General features: G+C 65.0%; 17 protein-coding genes. 8 read left to right on the plus strand and 9 right to left on the minus strand.

From position 1 onward, the window contains the following. The first annotated feature begins 2 nt into the window (after positions 1–2). The 5 genes from F6X39_RS09280 (at position 3) to F6X39_RS09300 (ending at position 3,754) form a co-directional block, all read left to right on the plus strand. On the plus strand, positions 3–197 hold the full coding sequence (locus tag F6X39_RS09280) for a zinc-finger domain-containing protein (RefSeq protein WP_008920434.1): 195 nt from the start codon (positions 3–5) through the stop codon (positions 195–197). Positions 198–443: 246 nt separating this feature from the next. Further along, positions 444–1,469, plus strand: a complete 1,026-nt coding sequence (gene waaF / locus F6X39_RS09285) for a lipopolysaccharide heptosyltransferase II (RefSeq protein WP_187616406.1) — start codon at positions 444–446, stop codon at positions 1,467–1,469. A gap of 165 nt (positions 1,470–1,634) precedes the next feature. Beyond that, positions 1,635–2,081, plus strand: a complete 447-nt coding sequence (locus F6X39_RS09290; protein WP_184022998.1) for a nuclear transport factor 2 family protein — start codon at positions 1,635–1,637, stop codon at positions 2,079–2,081. Between the two features lie 52 nt (positions 2,082–2,133). Next, positions 2,134–3,186, plus strand: coding sequence for a hydrolase (locus F6X39_RS09295; RefSeq protein WP_187616407.1), 1,053 nt, complete (start codon positions 2,134–2,136; stop codon positions 3,184–3,186). Further along, complete coding sequence (locus F6X39_RS09300) at positions 3,179–3,754, plus strand: DUF2946 family protein (protein ID WP_090801733.1); 576 nt, start codon at positions 3,179–3,181, stop codon at positions 3,752–3,754. Before F6X39_RS09295 ends, F6X39_RS09300 begins: the two co-directional genes overlap by 8 nt. A 30-nt stretch (positions 3,755–3,784) precedes the next feature. Here F6X39_RS09300 and F6X39_RS09305 read toward each other — a convergent pair whose 3' ends face one another. Next, positions 3,785–5,518 carry a M48 family metalloprotease gene (locus tag F6X39_RS09305; RefSeq protein WP_187616408.1) on the minus strand — a complete coding sequence of 578 codons (1,734 nt, stop codon included), beginning with the start codon at positions 5,516–5,518 and terminating at the stop codon, positions 3,785–3,787. A 187-nt stretch (positions 5,519–5,705) separates the two neighbouring features. Here F6X39_RS09305 and moaC point away from each other — a divergent pair, with 187 nt between their 5' ends. Both moaC and F6X39_RS09315 read left to right on the plus strand, forming a co-directional pair. After that, positions 5,706–6,185 carry a cyclic pyranopterin monophosphate synthase MoaC gene (gene moaC / locus F6X39_RS09310; RefSeq protein WP_187616409.1) on the plus strand — a complete coding sequence of 160 codons (480 nt, stop codon included), beginning with the start codon at positions 5,706–5,708 and terminating at the stop codon, positions 6,183–6,185. Between the two features lie 31 nt (positions 6,186–6,216). Beyond that, positions 6,217–6,567, plus strand: coding sequence for a nucleotide pyrophosphohydrolase (locus F6X39_RS09315; RefSeq protein ID WP_090805453.1), 351 nt, complete (start codon positions 6,217–6,219; stop codon positions 6,565–6,567). A gap of 53 nt (positions 6,568–6,620) precedes the next feature. Here the strand turns inward: F6X39_RS09315 and F6X39_RS09320 are convergent, their stop codons facing one another. The 8 genes from F6X39_RS09320 to recA all read right to left on the minus strand — a co-directional run bounded on the left by F6X39_RS09320 (position 6,621) and on the right by recA (position 15,091). Next, on the minus strand, positions 6,621–8,402 hold the full coding sequence (locus tag F6X39_RS09320; RefSeq protein WP_187616410.1) for a PglL family O-oligosaccharyltransferase: 1,782 nt from the start codon (positions 8,400–8,402) through the stop codon (positions 6,621–6,623). Between the two features lie 162 nt (positions 8,403–8,564). After that, positions 8,565–9,188, minus strand: coding sequence for a pilin (locus tag F6X39_RS09325; protein ID WP_187616411.1), 624 nt, complete (start codon positions 9,186–9,188; stop codon positions 8,565–8,567). 157 nt (positions 9,189–9,345) lie between these two features. After that, the gene (locus F6X39_RS09330; protein WP_187616450.1) at positions 9,346–10,050 is read right to left on the minus strand and encodes a TerC family protein; all 705 of its coding nucleotides are present in this window, start codon (positions 10,048–10,050) and stop codon (positions 9,346–9,348) included. 165 nt (positions 10,051–10,215) lie between these two features. Then, positions 10,216–11,097 (minus strand): succinate--CoA ligase subunit alpha, encoded by an 882-nt coding sequence (gene sucD, locus F6X39_RS09335; RefSeq protein ID WP_187616412.1) that lies wholly within the window; start codon positions 11,095–11,097, stop codon positions 10,216–10,218. Between the two features lie 130 nt (positions 11,098–11,227). Next, on the minus strand, positions 11,228–12,397 hold the full coding sequence (gene sucC, locus F6X39_RS09340; protein WP_013090442.1) for an ADP-forming succinate--CoA ligase subunit beta: 1,170 nt from the start codon (positions 12,395–12,397) through the stop codon (positions 11,228–11,230). 55 nt (positions 12,398–12,452) lie between these two features. After that, positions 12,453–13,127 (minus strand): DUF2889 domain-containing protein, encoded by a 675-nt coding sequence (locus tag F6X39_RS09345; protein ID WP_187616413.1) that lies wholly within the window; start codon positions 13,125–13,127, stop codon positions 12,453–12,455. 130 nt (positions 13,128–13,257) lie between these two features. Next, positions 13,258–14,007, minus strand: a complete 750-nt coding sequence (gene recX / locus F6X39_RS09350) for a recombination regulator RecX (protein ID WP_187616414.1) — start codon at positions 14,005–14,007, stop codon at positions 13,258–13,260. A gap of 7 nt (positions 14,008–14,014) precedes the next feature. After that, positions 14,015–15,091 carry a recombinase RecA gene (gene recA, locus F6X39_RS09355; protein ID WP_018421721.1) on the minus strand — a complete coding sequence of 359 codons (1,077 nt, stop codon included), beginning with the start codon at positions 15,089–15,091 and terminating at the stop codon, positions 14,015–14,017. Positions 15,092–15,345: 254 nt separating this feature from the next. Between recA and F6X39_RS09360 the strand changes: the two genes are divergently transcribed. Then, a complete protein-coding gene (locus F6X39_RS09360) occupies positions 15,346–16,134 on the plus strand; it encodes a response regulator transcription factor (protein ID WP_184022986.1) in 789 nt (262 codons plus the stop codon). Position 16,135 lies beyond the last annotated feature (1 nt).

The following is a 16,135-nucleotide window of genomic DNA, read 5'->3' on the forward strand; positions in this document are numbered from 1 at the left end:
TCATGAGCGAAATCAAGGAAATGCCGCTGGTCGAACTGTCGGCAAAAGATCTGCCGGCGTATTGTCCGAACCCGGCCATGCCGCGCTGGAGCGCGCATCCGCGCGTTTTCATCGACGTGTCGCACGGCGAAGCGCGTTGCCCGTATTGCAGCACGCGTTACAAGCTGCGCGACGGCGAAGTGATCAAGGGCCATTGATCCAACGCATCGAGCGGTTCTGAACCAGCTTGCGCGGCACGAGGCGCGGGTTTTGAATCACGCGCTCGCCGCGCCGCAGGCTCGACCGCACGACCCGTGCGGCCGCACCGCCGCCGCGCCGCCATCGCGGCGCGTGTGGCCAAACGGCATCGCGCCGTGCGGCTTTCCGCTTTCCCCATTTACCTATCCGAGTGCCGCGCGCATCGCGCGCGCGGCGCTTGTTATCGACACCGGACACTCACTCTGATGCGTCGCGCGTTGGTTATCGCACCGAACTGGATCGGTGACGCATTGATGGCGCAGCCGCTGTTTGCGCGCCTCGTGAAATTGCATCCGCGCATCGTCATCGACGCGGTCGCGCCCAGCTGGGTCGCACCCGTGCTCGAACGCATGCCGGAAATCCGCGACGTCTACGCGACCGATCTCGCCCACGGCAAGCTGCAGATGCTGCGCCGCTGGCAGCTGTCGAGCGATCTGCGCGACGTCGGCTACGACGCGGCCTACGTGCTGCCGAATTCGTTCAAGTCGGGGCTGATTCCGTGGCTGGCGGGCATTCCGCTGCGCATCGGCTACACCGGCGAGAGTCGCTACGGCGTGCTGAACGTGCGTCACGCGAATCCGCGCAAGGGCGCCCGCCCGCCGATGGTCGGCCACTACGCCGCCCTCGCCTATGCGCCAGGCGCCAAGGTCCCCGAAGATCTGCCGATGCCGCGCCTCGACACGGACCTGAACGAGGCCTCGCGCGTGTCGGCGCGCTTCAATCTCGATACGCGCGTGCCGCTGCTGGTGTTCTGCCCCGGCGCCGAATACGGTCCCGCGAAGCGCTGGCCGCCCGAGCACTTCGCGTCGCTCGCGCAGATGGTCGGCCAGTCGTTCCCGTACACGCAAATCGTCGCGCTCGGCTCGCCGAAAGACGCGCCGCTCGCGCAGGCGATCGCCGAGAAAGCGCCGAACGTGCGCAACCTGTGCGGCCAGACCGCACTCGGCGAGGCTTGCGCGCTGATCTCGCGGGCCAACGCGGTCGTCACCAACGACTCCGGACTGATGCACGTCGCCGCCGCGCTGCGCCGCCCGCTCGTGGCCGTCTACGGTTCGACCGATCCGCGCCACACCCCGCCCTTGTCCGAGCTCGCGAAGGTACAATGGCTTCATCTCGAATGCAGCCCCTGTTTTGAGCGCGAGTGCCCACTCGGTCATCTGAACTGTCTGAAGCAGCTGAGCGCCGAGCAGGTTTTCGGCGATTTGCGCGGCATGCTGCTCGCGCAGCGCTGAGCCGACTGGTACTTGCACGCAACACCGCACGCCCCGAGCGCGTCGCGTCATGTTCGCGCCTTGCGGCACGGGCAAGCTGACGCCGGGGGCGATGGTCCGGCGCTCTGGACCGTCCCGCTACCGCTGACCCGCAACCGCGCGCCGCGCACAAGAGACTGACGAGCCATGCCACGTTTTGCCCATATCTTCGAAGCCGCCGCCGATACCCTGAACGCCTACTATCAGGCCGTCGCCGAGGTCAATATCGACAGCTTGATGGGCTTGTGGATCGATGAGGAGTTCGTCAGCTGCATCTGCGCGGACGGCTCGCATCTGCACGGCCTCGAGAGCATCCGCAATGGCTTGCAGGTCCAGCTCGAAGCGCTGCCGGTGTCGATCGAGCCGCTCGACATCCGCGTCTACGACAGCCTCGGCACCGTCGTCTATGCGATTGCCGAAGCACATCGTCCGGCCGACCCGACCGCCACGCCCGCGATGGTCTTTACCACCTACGTGCTGGTGCATGAACGCGGCGAATGGCGCATTGCGCATATTCACGCAAGCCCGATGCCGAACGAGACCGCCAGCCAGTTCGCGACGAAGATGCGGCATGGCCAGGGTCCGCTGCACTGACGCGCGGCACCACGACAGATTCAGAATCACGTTTTCTCGCTTTTCCGCCGGTATGAGTTCGACGCCACATAAACCCGCTTCCTCCGGTACGGCCCGCGTCAAGGTGGCGGCCGCCGTCGAGGCGACCGTCGAGCTGCTGTACCGCGCGCCGCTCTGGCTGCCGAACCGGCATGTGCAGACGATCGTCCCGTCGCTGTTCGCGCGCCGCCCCGCGGTATCGTTTCGCCGTGAGCGCTGGGACACCCCGGACGGCGATTTCATCGATCTCGACTGGGTCGCGCACGATACTCCGCCCACCGACACCGCGCCGCTCTTCGTGCTGTTTCACGGCCTGGAAGGCAGTTCGTCGTCGCACTACGCGGTCGCGCTGATGGCCGCCGCGCGCGAATACGGCTGGCACGGCGTGGTGCCGCACTTTCGCAGTTGCAGCGGCCCGCTGAACCGGCTGCCGCGCTTCTACCATCTCGCCGACAGCAACGAGGTCGACTGGATCCTGCGCCGCCTGCGCGCCGCGCATCGCGGGTCGGTGGTCGCGGCGGGCGTGTCGCTCGGCGGCAACGTGCTGCTGCGCTGGCTCGGTGAGCGGCAGGCCGATGCGGCGCGGGTGGTAGCCGCCGCTGCCGCGATTTCGACACCGATCGACGTCCATGCGGGCGGCCGTGCGCTGTCGCAGGGCTTCGGCCTCGTCTACACGCGCAGCTTCCTGAAGACGCTGAAACACAAGGCCAACCAGAAGCTCGAGCAGTTCCCGGGCCTGTTCGATCGCGACGCGATGCTCGCGAGCCGCACGATGTACGAGTTCGACAACGTCGTGACCGCGCCGCTGCACGGCTTTCGCGATACCGACGACTACTGGAGCACCGCAACCACCCGCCCGCTGCTGCCGCACATTCAGGTGCCGACGCTCGTGCTCAACGCGCGCAACGACCCGTTCCTGCCGGCCGAAGCGCTGCCGTCGCGGCACGAGGTGTCGGCGGCGGTCGAGCTTTATCAGCCTGAGCACGGCGGCCACGCGGGCTTCATGACCGGGCCGTTCCCGGGCCGCATCGACTGGCTGTCGCGGCGCGTGTTCGGCTATCTGGAGCGACACGTCGATCATGGATGACATCGTCAAACAGGCGCTCGCCAAATGGCCGAACGTGCCGAGTTGCACCGGCTGGCTGATGCTCGACCGGCGCGGCAACTGGCGCATGCGCGACGAAGCGGCCCAGGCGAGCGGCGCGCCCGGCGTGCCGATCCGGCATGAGGCGCTGCTTGGCTTCATCAACCGGAACTACGAGGCCGATGAGCGCGGGCAGTGGTTTTTTCAGAACGGACCACAGCGCGTGTATGTCGAGCTGGCTTATACGCCGTGGGTGGTCAGATTGTCCGCGCACGCGGATGGAACGCTCGCGCTGCACGACCAGGGCGGCGGCGCGTTCGAGCCGGCGGCGGTGTTCGCGGATGAAGACGGCGGCATTCTGTTTGCCGATCGCTCGCAGCCAGCACGTATCGCGGTGCTGCACGATCACGACCTCGAGATCTTCTCCGATCACGCGACGCTCGCCGACGATGGCTCATTGAGCGGTGCGTTCCACTGGAGTGTTCAGCGCACCTTGCCGCTGCAAAGCGTGCGACGCGATCAGGTGGCCGCGCGCTTTGGCTTCGTTGCGAGCCCGGCGGCTCAGGTCTGACGCGCGCAGCGGCGCGCGTTCACGTCCACCCTACCCTTTCTCGTCGAGCCGCTCCTCCTTGTAGCGGCTCTCCATCTCGTGCAGGCGCGCGTCGACGGTCGCGAGGTCGTAATAGCCGATCGTCTTCAGGTCGCGCGCGTCCTTCAGCTGCCGGATCGCCGATGGCCACGCGCCCTCCAGCGCGAACTTCTCCGCCATCGCGCGATGCTGCGTCAATGCATCGCCACTGCCCGCGCTCGCCTGCGCGAGATAGAGCCACCACGCGGGTTGATCGGGATGCGCCCTGGTCTCCTGCTTCGCGAGCGCCTGCGCGTCGGTGAAGCGATGCAGCGTCAACAGCGTGCGGATATGCATGTCGATCGCCGCGTTCGATTGCGGCCAGCGCTTCTGCGCGAGCTCGGCGAGACGCGCGGCTTCGTCGGCGTGACCGGCACTCCGTGCGATGTCGGTCGCGAGCACGTCGAGGCTCGGCGAATCGCGCTCGGGCTCGCCTTGCGCACGCGAGTCCGAGACGAACGTCGCGCGCGCGTTCGCGAGCGAGGCCGCCGCGTCGTCGTAGCGCTCGAGCAGCATCTGCCCGTAAGCGATGCCGTACCAGTTCGCCGCGACGTTCAGCGCGGTGCGGTCCTCGATTTCCGAGCGCAATCGCGAAATCTCGTCCGCGTATTCGCTGCGCGAACGGTCCTGCAACAGACGCGAGCGCGCCCGCACGAAGCCGTACTCGGGATCCTGATGCGGTTGCCGATACGGCGCGCCGCGCGCGCGGTCCTCCATGTCGGCGATCCGCTCGACGGTCAGCGGATGCGTGCGCGCATAGGCCGGAACGCCGTTTTCGTTCATCGCCGCGCGGTCGAGCCGGTGGAAGAACGTGGGCATCGCGTAGGGATCGTAACCGGCGCCGGCGAGCAGCAGAAAACCGACGCGGTCCGCCTCCTGCTCGGCCGATCGCGAGAAGCGCAGTTGGCTGTCGACCGCATACGCCTCGCTGCCGAGCGCGATCGCGCTGCCGAGGTCGCCGCTATGCGCGAGCACGCCTGCCAGCACGCCGAACAGCACACCGACGAGCGCCGCGTAGCCGCCGCGCTCGCCGTTCGAGATCATCCGCGAGATGTGCCGCTGCAGCACGTGCCCCATCTCGTGACCCAGCACCGACGCGAGCTCGGACTCCGTTTGCGTCGTCACGATCAGCCCCGTGTTCACGCCGATGAAACCGCCCGGCAGCGAAAACGCGTTGATCTGCGCGTCGCGCACCGCGAACAGCTCGAAATCCGGACGATAACCGCCGATGTACAGCGCGCTGGCCGCTGCCGCTAGCTTGGCGGCAACCGAATTAAGATAGTCGCGCACGAGCCAGTCGTCGAGATAGTCGGGGTCGCGGCGTATCTCACGCATCACGCGCTCGCCGAGCTTGCGTTCGGCCTGTGGAGTCAGCGAGCCGGCGCCGCCGCTGCCGAGATCGGGCAACTGCTGAGCGACGATCGGCGCGCGCCAGTCGTTGCTGCCGGTTTTGCCGCCAGTGCCACCGCTACCGCCGCCATTGGAAAAGCGACTCTGCGCGCCGCCGTAGGTGCCGAACACGCCGCGCGCGATGTCGGGCGGCAGGATCGGATCGGCATGCGCGTCGCTCGGGCCGCTCACGAGCGGCGCCTCGGACGATGACGTTCCCGGCACGATGGCCGCCCCGCCCGTCGATTGCGCGAGCGCGCCCGGCGGCATCGCGAGCGCGACGGATAGCAACGCAGCGAGGAATCGTTTTGGATGCATCGCGAAGCCGGCCTGACGAAGTCGAAAAACGCCGCCCGTGGCCCGGACTAAGATAACGGGCAAGGGCGTCGCAGGACGCGTACGAGGCAAAACTCAAAGCACGACACAGCGCAAATGTAATCAGTCGCCGCGACGATTCGAGGCCGCGCCGCACTGCTATGATAGGCGCCCTCTGAAGGAGTCAACCATGCCTGAACTCACTCATTTCGATGCGGCCGGTGACGCGCATATGGTGGACGTCGGCGGCAAGCAGGAGACCAGGCGCATCGCGATCGCGCGTGGCTCGATCCGCATGCTGCCCGACACGTTCGCGCTGATCCGCGACGGCAACGCCAAAAAGGGCGACGTGATCGGCATCGCGCGGATCGCGGCGATCCAGGCCTCGAAGCGCACCGCCGAACTGATTCCGCTGTGTCATCCGCTCGCGCTGACACGCGTGAAGGCCGATTTCGAACTCGACGAGCAGATGCCCGGCGTGCATTGCACGGTCCAGGTCGAGACGTTTGGACGCACGGGCGTCGAAATGGAGGCGCTTACCGCCGTGCAGATCGGGCTGCTGACCGTGTACGACATGTGCAAGGCGGTGGATCGCGGCATGACCATCACCGATGTGAAGGTGATGGAAAAGCATGGCGGGAAATCGGGGGATTGGATCGCACAAGCTTGACGTGCGGTTCGACAACTATCCGGATAGCAACATGACCATCGACGAACTGCTCGAGCAGCTACTGGCGTTTCGCGACGCGCGCGACTGGCGGCAGTTTCACACGCTGCGCAACCTGATCGTCTCCACCGGCATCGAAGCCGGTGAGCTGTTGGAGACGATTCAGTGGAAGACCGATGCGCAGATCGACGCGCTGCTCGGCGATCCCGCGCAATCGACGAACCTCAGGCACGAGTGCGCCGACGTGTTCATGTATCTGCTGCTGGTCGCCCATACCGCCGGCTTCGATCTCGTCGACGCGGCAGCGGAAAAACTGAAGCTGAACGAAGCGCGCTACCCCATCGACAAGGCGAAAGGCACGGCCGCGAAGTATTCCGAGCTTTGAACTTTGAAGGGAGGAAGCCGCGGCGCCAGCACGCCTAAGCTTCCACGGTCCGATCAATCGTCGTCGCTGTCGTCATCCGGCGTCGCATCGGCCGGTGTGCCGTAGCGCTTCACCAACTGCTGCTTGAAGCCCGCGAGCGACTTCTGCTCGTCGACGAGCTGGTAGAGATAACCGAGCTGCGCCGGCCAGTCTTTCAATTCCTCGGCGAAGATCCGCAAGCGTTCGACCGTATCGAGCGCCGCCGCGGTATCGCCGGTCAGCGCCTGCAGCACCGCGTAGCGACGCAGCACCGTCTCGCCCGGCAACAGGGCGATCGCCTGCTTGTGCATCGCGAGCTTGCGCTGCAGGTTCAGCGGATTCATCGGCTGCAGCGTCGCGAGACCGTATTCGCCCCACGCGCCGAACATGAACGACGGATCGGCGCTGTACTGCTCGGCCGGACGCGCGCCGTAGTAGAGCACCTCGGCACGCGCATAGTCGCGATACACCGGATACAGCGCGGCGAGTCCGCCGAACACCACCACCGCGAACGCGCCGAGCGACAGATTCGCCGGCACCGCGCGCAACGGCCGCGTTTCGAGCAGGCCGAACACGAACATCGCGGGCAACAGGAAGAACATGTACTGCTGCGGATACTCGACGAGCGCATGCATCGTCAGCACGCCGATCAGCGCGATGCCGAACACGCGCGCGGCGCTTTGCGGCGCACGCACGACGCGCACGAGCCACGCGACGAGACCCACGAGCACGATCGCGAGACCGATCAGACCGGTTTTCGCGAGCAGGTCGACGAAAATGTCGTGCGAGTTGTTGGCGATTTCGACGCCGCCCAGCTGCTTGACGAGCTCGAACTGATGGCTCGGAAATTCGCCCCAGCCGACGCCGAGCAGCGGATGCTGCTTGAACATCGTCCAGCCGTATTTCCACAGCGCGAGGCGCGGCGCGATCTGGCCGGCATCCTGGAAGCGTTCGGCCGCCGACTGCGCGAGTTCGAGATGAAAGCGCACGTTGGCCCAGCGGATCAGCGCATTGACCACGAAAAACAGCACCGCGAGCGCGATCGGCACCAGCCATTCACGGTTGCTACGGCGCAATTGCGGTTCGTTGCGAGTCTGCGCGAAGGCCATCCAGAAGCCGGCGACGACGATCACGCCCATCTGCAGCCATGGACCCCGCGACACGGTCAGCGCGAGGCCGACCGAGAAAATCGTCGACACGAGCAGCCAGATGGGCACCGCGATGCGGCGCGTCTGCACGAGGTACAGCGCGCCCGCCATCGCGAACGCGATATACGTCGCGAGGTGGTTCGCCTGCGCCATGTTGCCGAACGGCCGGCGCTCGACGGTTATGTTGTACGCGACGACGAGCGGAGCCACGCGCGCCTCGAGGTGAAACAGCTGGATCACCTGACTGAACACCGCGAACAGACCGCCGACGATCAACGCCCCCGCCGCCCAGCGCAACGCGGTCTCGTCGAGCTTCACGCGCGTGAAGCCGTAGCCCACATGCACGGCCATCCACGCAGCGAGCAGGAAGCCCGCGCCGAGCCAGTTCATCGATGGCTCCGCGACCGGCAGCACCAGCGTCTGCACGACCAGCACGAGGCCGAACAGCAAAGGTACGAGCGCGACCGTGGGCGACGCGAAGCTCACGCGCGGCCGGGTGGTCGCGACCAGCAGCACGACGGCCGCCCCGGTCAGCAGAAACAGCGCGAGCGTGGTGAATTCGGCGTAGAAGGTTGGGATCGGATACGTATGGTTGGCAACCGCGTAGGGCAGGATCAACGCAAGAGCCAGCAGTACGAGAGACAGGTAGCGCGCGAAAGGGGTGGGCATCGAATCAACGGTGGGCGTCAGCAACCGGCGCACTATACAAAAATTTCGTGGCACTGTGCGCCGGTCCGGCCGAAATAGGCTGAAAATCAGCCTTTTACGTTGTGGCTTCGACTCATCCAGTCAGCGCTCGGCTGCTGTCTCGTTCACTCACTCATTTGCCCCTTATGAACGGCATTCGGGCGGCGCCAGATTCGCGGCGAGCGTCGGCGCCTCGCCTGGCATCGGCCCCGAACCCGGCGCCGGCAACGACGACGCGCTCTTGCCGCTCGCAAAGCATTCCCACGCCAGCGCGCCGGTCTGCACCGCGTCCTTGCTCAACGCGACTCGCGCGCTCGGCGCATCGACGTTGTCCGGGACCGACGGCACCAGCGTCATGGTGTTTGCGCCGGCCTGCGCGACACGCGTCGAGTACGTAATCGTGATCTGACCAGTGTCGTCGTCGATCTGGATGGACTCGACGTTGCGCGTGGCGGGCGGCGACGCATAACCGCCGCTGAACGCGTTGCCGCTCGCGGCGTTTTCGGCCACCGCGAGCCGCGCCGACGCCGCGAGCGACAAGCCCTCGCCGACCCGGCTGCGCGCCAGATAGTCCTGATACGCGGGAATCGCGTAAGCCGCGATCACGCCGACGATCGCGAGCACGATCATCAACTCGATCAGCGTGAAGCCGACGCCGCAGCGGCGGCAGATGCGCGCGAACCAGCTCGCGCGCCAGCGTGCGCGGCGCGACCTACGCGAGGATTGCGTCGATTGAGAGTATGGGGAATATGGCAGGGTAACGATCATCGGCAGACTCCTGATACGAGAAACGCCTGGCCCGTGGATCGGGAACAGGCGTTTCAATCGTAGCGAGCGAAGCTCGCGCGTCACAGTCAGCCGGATGGCCAGGCTTGCATTCGGACGGCATCTCGAATCAGGCAGCGATGCACTGTCAGCACCATGCTCACACCGCCGCACGTTTCGCGTTACGGCGCTTCAACAGATAACCGACGATCACGACGAACAGCGCGCCCGCGATGCTCATCCCGTATTCGGCGACTGACGTGTCGAGGATCGGCCAGCGGTCGCCGGCCGGGTCGTTGACCATCAGACCACCCGCGATCCAGCCGAGCAGGCCCGCGCCGAACAGTACGATGCCCGGAAAGCGATCGAGCAGCTTCAGAATCAGCTGGCTGCCCCACACGATCAGCGGAATGCTCACGACGAGGCCAAAGATCACCAAAGCCAACCGGTGCTCGTGCTCCGCGGCTTCGGCCGCGCCCGCGATCGCGATCACGTTGTCGACGCTCATCACCGCATCCGCGATGATGATCGTCTTCACCGCCGAGATCAGCTTGTCGGCCGGCGTCACGTTGTCGTGAGCGTCGTGCGCCGGCGCGAGCAGGCGCACGCCGATCCACAGCAGCAGCAAGCCGCCCGCGAACTTCAGGAACGGCACGTCGAGCAGCACGACCGCGAACGCGATCAGCACGACGCGCAGCGCGATCGCGCCGGCGGTCCCCCACACGATGCCACGCACGCGCTGCGACTGCGGCAGGTTGCGGCAGGCGAGCGCAATGACGACCGCGTTATCGCCGCCAAGCAGAACGTCGATGACGATGATCTGAAAGACCGAGCCCCAATGGAGGGTCGTGAAGAATTCGAGCATGGAAAAAAGCATAAGAAAAAATCGACCGCGCGGACAGAACCGCGGCGCAAGCGCGGATAAAAAAAAGCGGGGGAGTCTGCACTCCGCCGCTTTTCGGGACCGCCCGCTCACGAAAGGAGTTCGTAAGCATATCAAAATCGCGCGCCAACGGCACACGAATTCGATTTACAGCATCGCCTTCAGAAGACGCGCCATTTCCGACGGGTTCTTCGTGACCTTGATACCGCACGCGTCCATGATTTCCAGCTTCGCTTCGGCGGTGTCCGCACCGCCCGAGATCAGCGCGCCGGCGTGGCCCATGCGCTTGCCCGGAGGCGCCGTGACGCCAGCGATGAAGCCAACCACCGGCTTCTTCATGTTGTCCTTGATCCAGTGCGCGGCGTTCGCCTCGTCCGGACCGCCGATTTCGCCGATCATGATGACGGCGTCCGTTTCCGGATCGTCGTTGAACATCTTCATCACGTCGATGTGCTTCAGACCATTGATGGGGTCGCCGCCGATGCCGACTGCCGACGACTGGCCGAGGCCGATCGAGGTCAGCTGGCCGACTGCTTCATACGTCAGCGTGCCCGAACGCGACACGACGCCGATGCGGCCCTTGCGATGGATGTGACCCGGCATGATGCCGATCTTCAGCTCGTCCGGCGTGATCGTGCCCGGGCAGTTCGGTCCGAGCAGCAGCGTCTTGCGGTTTTCGCGACGCATACGGTCCTTGATCTCGATCATGTCACGGACGGGAATGCCTTCCGTGATACAGATTGCGAGATCCAGGTCGGCTTCGACTGCTTCCCAGATTGCGGCGGCAGCGCCTGCCGGCGGAACGTAAATCACCGACACGCTCGCGCCCGTCTCAGCCTTGGCTTCAGCGACGCTCGCGTAGATGGGGATGCCTTCGAAATCTTCGCCGGCGCGTTTCGGGTTCACGCCCGCGACGTACGCTTCGCGGCCGTTTGCGTATTCACGGCAAGCACGCGTGTGGAACTGACCGGTCTTGCCGGTGATGCCCTGCGTGATGACCTTGGTGTCTTTGTTGATCAGAATCGACATGTATTGACCTCTGTTCGTTTGGCGTCGCGCGGTAGCGCCACTCGGCGCGATGCTTCACGCCTGTGTCGCTTGCGCGCCGCCACTCGTAAACCTGGCAAATGAGCTGGTAAATGCGCCGTGGACAGCTGGCTTACGCCTTGCCCGAAGCAGCCGCGACGACCTTCTGAGCCGCCTCTTCCATGCTGTCCGCCGAGATGATCGGCAGGCCGGATTCGGCGAGCATCTTCTTGCCCAGGTCTTCGTTCGTGCCCTTCATGCGGACCACGAGCGGCACCTTCAGCGACACGGCCTTCGAGGCCGCGATCACGCCTTCCGCGATCACGTCGCAGCGCATGATGCCACCGAAGATGTTGACCAGAATCGCGGTCAGGTTCGGGTTCTTCAGCATGATCTTGAACGCTTCGGTGACCTTCTCGGTCGTAGCTCCTCCGCCGACGTCGAGGAAGTTCGCCGGTTCGCCGCCGAACAGCTTGATGGTGTCCATCGTTGCCATTGCGAGGCCGGCGCCGTTCACCAGACAGCCGATGTTGCCGTCGAGCGAGATGTACGCGAGGTCGAACTTCGACGCTTCGATTTCAGCCGGATCTTCTTCGTCCAGATCGCGGTACGCGACGATTTCCGGGTGACGGAACAGCGCGTTCGAGTCGAAGTTGAACTTCGCGTCGAGTGCGATGACCTTGCCGTCGCCGGTCAGGATCAGCGGGTTGATTTCGGCGAGCGATGCGTCGGTTTCCCAGAATGCCTTGTACAGGCCTTGCAGGATCGCGCGAGCTTGCGGGATCGAAGCGTCGGGCACGCCGATCTTCTTCGCGAGGTCGTCTGCTTCCGAGTCCTTCAGGCCAGTCGACGGATCGACGGCAACCTTGTGGATCAGCTCAGGCGTCTTTTCCGCGACTTCTTCGACGTCCATGCCGCCTTCGCTCGACGCCATCACGACGATCTTCTGCGAAACGCGATCGATCACGAGACCGACATACAGTTCCTTCTTGATGTCGGCGCCTTCTTCGATCAGCAGACGGTTCACCTTCTGGCCTTCCGGACCGGTCTGGTGCGTGACGAGCTGCATGCCGAGGATCTGGTTCGAGTACTCGCGAACCTGTTCCAGCGACTTGGCGACCTTGACGCCGCCGCCCTTGCCACGGCCACCCGCGTGGATCTGAGCCTTCACGACCCACACCGGGCCGCCCAGCTCTTCCGCGGCCTTGACCGCATCATCCACCGAGAAGACCGGCTTGCCGCGCGGTACCGCGACGCCGAATTTCCGCAGGATTTCCTTACCCTGGTACTCGTGAATCTTCATGCGTGATTCCCTTCAGTCTGAGAGTTGGATAGAACTTCGATTCCGTTGCCGCCGTTCAGGCCGACGCGTCGCCGCTTCGTTCGCGAGCCGCCGCGCCGTCCGACGAGGCCGCGCGTTCCGCCGGACGCGGTGCATGACCATACCAGCGCGGATAAAACTGTTTCACCGCCTCGCCGTCGAAACGCAGCGCGTGGCAGCGTCCCAGCTGGAATGGCGGTTTGTCGTTGGAATACTCGCCTGTGCCGTCAGACGATTCGTCTCCCGAACCCGCGTCCGCACCCGGCGTGCCGTCATCGGTGTTCCATACGTCGCCGGCGAACGCCTGGATCGCGGCGGTCGGCAGGATCGCGCACAGCTCGGTGAGATGCGTGCAACCGGCCGTGCCGGCCAGCAAACGGGCAGCATCGCGACGGAAGTTGTGGAACAGATTGAGCCCGATGAGGGCACGATAGGCGGGATTGCTGGCCTGGCACAACCCTGGATAGGGCACCCAGTCGGACGACGCCTCGGCGTTGACGACATTGAGCTTGCGATCGATGGTGATGCGAAGCCAGAGTTCATGGATCGGCTGACCATTGGGCCGGACACCCGACGCAAGCGCGACATCGCGTGGCTTTTCGTCGGTCAGGCACGCTTCCACATCCCACAGGCCATCGGCTCGCTCGTAAGCTTCCGCTCTGATTGCGCGACGATGGCGCAACTGACGGGACACTGGCGGGGAGAGCGACATGCGGGAAGGAAAGGCCGGATTGGAAAACTTCTGGAGTTTAGCATAACGGGTATTTGGGACAGCCCCGATTGCGCACGGCCTGGCGCCAGGTTACGGCGCGGTAATTGCCCTACCCGTCGAGACTGGCGTGTTAGTCGCCGTCCCCGATGTCGTCGATACCCTTCAGGATCTTGCCGATCGTCGCGCCGGAGAAGCCGCGCGACGCGAGAAAGCGTGCCTGCTTCGCGCGCTCGGCCGGCGTTTGCGGCAACTGGCCGAACTTCTTGCGCCAGACCGCCTGGGCACGCGCGAGTTCGGTTTCGCGCAATTGCGCGCTCGCCTCTTCGACGAGCGCCGGGTTGAGCGCGTGTTGCTTCAGTTCGCCGAGAATGCGGTTCGCGCCGAGCCGCGATGCGCGCCGATGGATCAGGCTTTCCGCGAAGCGCGAGTCGGATAGCCAGTTTTCGGCCTGCAGCGCGTCGAGCACCGTGTCGAGCGAATCGGTTTCCTCGACGTAAGGCTTCAGCTTGCGGGCGAGATCGGCGCGGCTATATTCGCGGCGCGACAGATAGCCGAGCGCGCGCGCTTTCAGCGAACGGGCGGGGCGTTGGGATTTTCTGCTGTCGTCTTTGTCGGACTGGCCCGGCTTCTCTTCGCCGGGTTGGCGACGCGAGCGGGTGTAGGTGACCTCGGAGGGGATTGGGGAACCGAGTCCGGAGGAATCCCGGCTGGACGACGCTGCAGCGGGCGCAGACCGCGTACGCTGCGGGCCGCGGCCCGCGGCGCGGTCATGTGCGTCGAACGGTTCGCCGGACTCAGGCGATCCGTCCGCCGCGTCGCGCGGGCCGTCCGGATAGCGTCCGGAGTCGAAACCGGACAGCGGCCGGCCTTTGCGTATCACTTGATGCTTACTCTTCTTCGCCCGCGACTTCAGCGTCCGCGCCGGTCACGGCGTTCGCCATCGCGGTAACGCCCAGCGATTCGCGGATACGGTTCTCGATTTCGCGAGCGATATCCGGATTTTCGCGCAGGAATTCACGCGCGTTGTCCTTGCCCTGACCAATCCGCTCGCCGCTGTAGCTGTACCATGCGCCGGCCTTGTCGACGATCTTCGCCTGCACGCCGAGGTCGATGATTTCGCCCTGACGCGAGATGCCCTCGCCGTACAGGATGTCGAAAATCGCTTCACGGAACGGCGGCGCCACCTTGTTCTTGACGACCTTCACGCGCGTTTCGTTGCCGATCACTTCGTCGTTCTTCTTGATCGAGCCGATGCGGCGAATGTCGAGACGCACCGACGCGTAGAACTTCAGCGCATTACCGCCCGTGGTGGTTTCCGGGTTGCCGAACATCACGCCGATCTTCATGCGGATCTGATTGATGAAGATCACGAGGCAGTTCGTGCGCTTGATCGTGCCGGTCAGCTTGCGCAGCGCCTGCGACATCAGACGCGCCTGCAGACCCGGCAGCGAGTCGCCCATTTCGCCTTCGATTTCCGCCTTCGGCACCAGCGCCGCGACCGAGTCGATCACGATCATGTCGATCGAGCCCGAGCGCACCAGCGCGTCGGCGATTTCGAGCGCCTGTTCGCCGGTGTCCGGCTGCGAGACCAGCAGGTCGGCGACGTTCACGCCGAGCTTGCCCGCGTATTGAATGTCCAGCGCGTGTTCCGCGTCGATGAACGCCGCGGTGCCGCCGAGCTTCTGCATTTCGGCGACGACCTGCAGCGTCAGCGTGGTTTTACCGGACGATTCCGGACCGTAGATTTCGACCACGCGGCCGCGCGGCAAACCGCCGACGCCCAGTGCGATGTCGAGGCCGAGCGATCCGGTGGAGACCACCTGGATGTCTTCGACTGCCTCACCTGCGCCGAGCCGCATGACCGACCCTTTGCCGAACTGCTTTTCGATCTGCGCGAGCGCGGCGGCGAGAGCCTTGCTCTTTTCAGCAGTCAGTCCAGCCGAGCCTTTCTTGCTTTCTTCCATGAATCGTCCTTTGCTATGATGAACGGCGTCTGAGACAGATGTGCACCCGTGGTTCCACTCGAATCGAGCGGAGTCTCCAGGACATCACACGAAACGCAGACACTGTATAAAAAAACAGTAGTTTTGGCAAGCGCGATTGTGATGCGAACGCGCATCTTTTACTGTCGCATCGCCCCAACTACCCACAATAATGTTCGGAGACCGCTGCGCGCCGGGGCAACCCCACGGTGCCGGCAAAGCCAGGCTGGCGCATCATGCGAATTCTGATTGCCGAAGACGACAGCATACTCGCGGATGGTCTGGTTCGATCACTCCGCCAATCGGCCTATGCGGTCGATCACGTGAAAAGCGGCGTAGAAGCCGATACCGCGTTGTCAATGCAGACGTTCGACCTATTGATCCTCGATCTGGGCCTGCCGCGCATGTCCGGGCTCGAGGTGCTGCGCCGCCTGCGCGCGCGCAATTCGAACCTGCCCGTGCTGATCCTGACCGCCGCCGATAGCGTCGACGAACGCGTCAAAGGCCTCGACCTCGGCGCCGACGATTACATGGCCAAGCCCTTCGCGCTGAACGAACTCGAAGCGCGCGTGCGCGCGCTGACACGGCGCGGCGCGGGCGGCGGCCCGACCGTCGTGCGGCATGGCTCGCTGTCGTTCGATCAGGTGGGCCGCATCGCCTACGTCAACGACCAGGCGATCGATCTGTCCGCGCGCGAACTCGGGCTGCTCGAAGTGCTGCTGCAACGGATCGGCCGGCTGGTCTCGAAAGAGCAGCTCGTCGACCATCTATGCGAATGGGGCGAGGAAGTCAGCAACAACGCGATCGAAGTCTACGTGCACCGGCTGCGCAAGAAGATCGAACCGAGCGGCGTGCGCATCATCACCGTGCGCGGGCTCGGCTACTGTCTCGAAAAAGCGGCGCCGCCGGCAAATGCGAGCGCGCCCGCCACCCCGGCCGGCTCCGAGCCGCAGACGGCACAAGCGGCACAATCGTCCACCGCGCCGTCGTCCACCGCGATGCCGGCGAGCCACCACTACAAATAGA

This window comes from Paraburkholderia sp. UCT2 (genome assembly GCF_014397665.1).
Taxonomy (GTDB): domain Bacteria; phylum Pseudomonadota; class Gammaproteobacteria; order Burkholderiales; family Burkholderiaceae; genus Paraburkholderia; species Paraburkholderia tuberum.

Coding starts and splice junctions, on each gene's coding strand:
- moaC (WP_187616409.1), top strand. CDS start 5,706: ATGCCTGAACTCACTCATTTCGATGCGGCCGGTGACGCGCATATGGTG.
- F6X39_RS09330 (WP_187616450.1), bottom strand. CDS start 10,050: ATGCTCGAATTCTTCACGACCCTCCATTGGGGCTCGGTCTTTCAGATC.
- F6X39_RS09280 (WP_008920434.1), top strand. CDS start 3: ATGAGCGAAATCAAGGAAATGCCGCTGGTCGAACTGTCGGCAAAAGAT.
- recA (WP_018421721.1), bottom strand. CDS start 15,091: ATGGAAGAAAGCAAGAAAGGCTCGGCTGGACTGACTGCTGAAAAGAGC.
- F6X39_RS09325 (WP_187616411.1), bottom strand. CDS start 9,188: ATGATCGTTACCCTGCCATATTCCCCATACTCTCAATCGACGCAATCC.
- F6X39_RS09290 (WP_184022998.1), top strand. CDS start 1,635: ATGCCACGTTTTGCCCATATCTTCGAAGCCGCCGCCGATACCCTGAAC.
- F6X39_RS09305 (WP_187616408.1), bottom strand. CDS start 5,518: ATGCATCCAAAACGATTCCTCGCTGCGTTGCTATCCGTCGCGCTCGCG.
- F6X39_RS09295 (WP_187616407.1), top strand. CDS start 2,134: ATGAGTTCGACGCCACATAAACCCGCTTCCTCCGGTACGGCCCGCGTC.
- F6X39_RS09360 (WP_184022986.1), top strand. CDS start 15,346: ATGCGAATTCTGATTGCCGAAGACGACAGCATACTCGCGGATGGTCTG.
- F6X39_RS09345 (WP_187616413.1), bottom strand. CDS start 13,127: ATGTCGCTCTCCCCGCCAGTGTCCCGTCAGTTGCGCCATCGTCGCGCA.
- waaF (WP_187616406.1), top strand. CDS start 444: ATGCGTCGCGCGTTGGTTATCGCACCGAACTGGATCGGTGACGCATTG.
- F6X39_RS09320 (WP_187616410.1), bottom strand. CDS start 8,402: ATGCCCACCCCTTTCGCGCGCTACCTGTCTCTCGTACTGCTGGCTCTT.
- sucD (WP_187616412.1), bottom strand. CDS start 11,097: ATGTCGATTCTGATCAACAAAGACACCAAGGTCATCACGCAGGGCATC.
- F6X39_RS09315 (WP_090805453.1), top strand. CDS start 6,217: ATGACCATCGACGAACTGCTCGAGCAGCTACTGGCGTTTCGCGACGCG.
- F6X39_RS09300 (WP_090801733.1), top strand. CDS start 3,179: ATGGATGACATCGTCAAACAGGCGCTCGCCAAATGGCCGAACGTGCCG.
- sucC (WP_013090442.1), bottom strand. CDS start 12,397: ATGAAGATTCACGAGTACCAGGGTAAGGAAATCCTGCGGAAATTCGGC.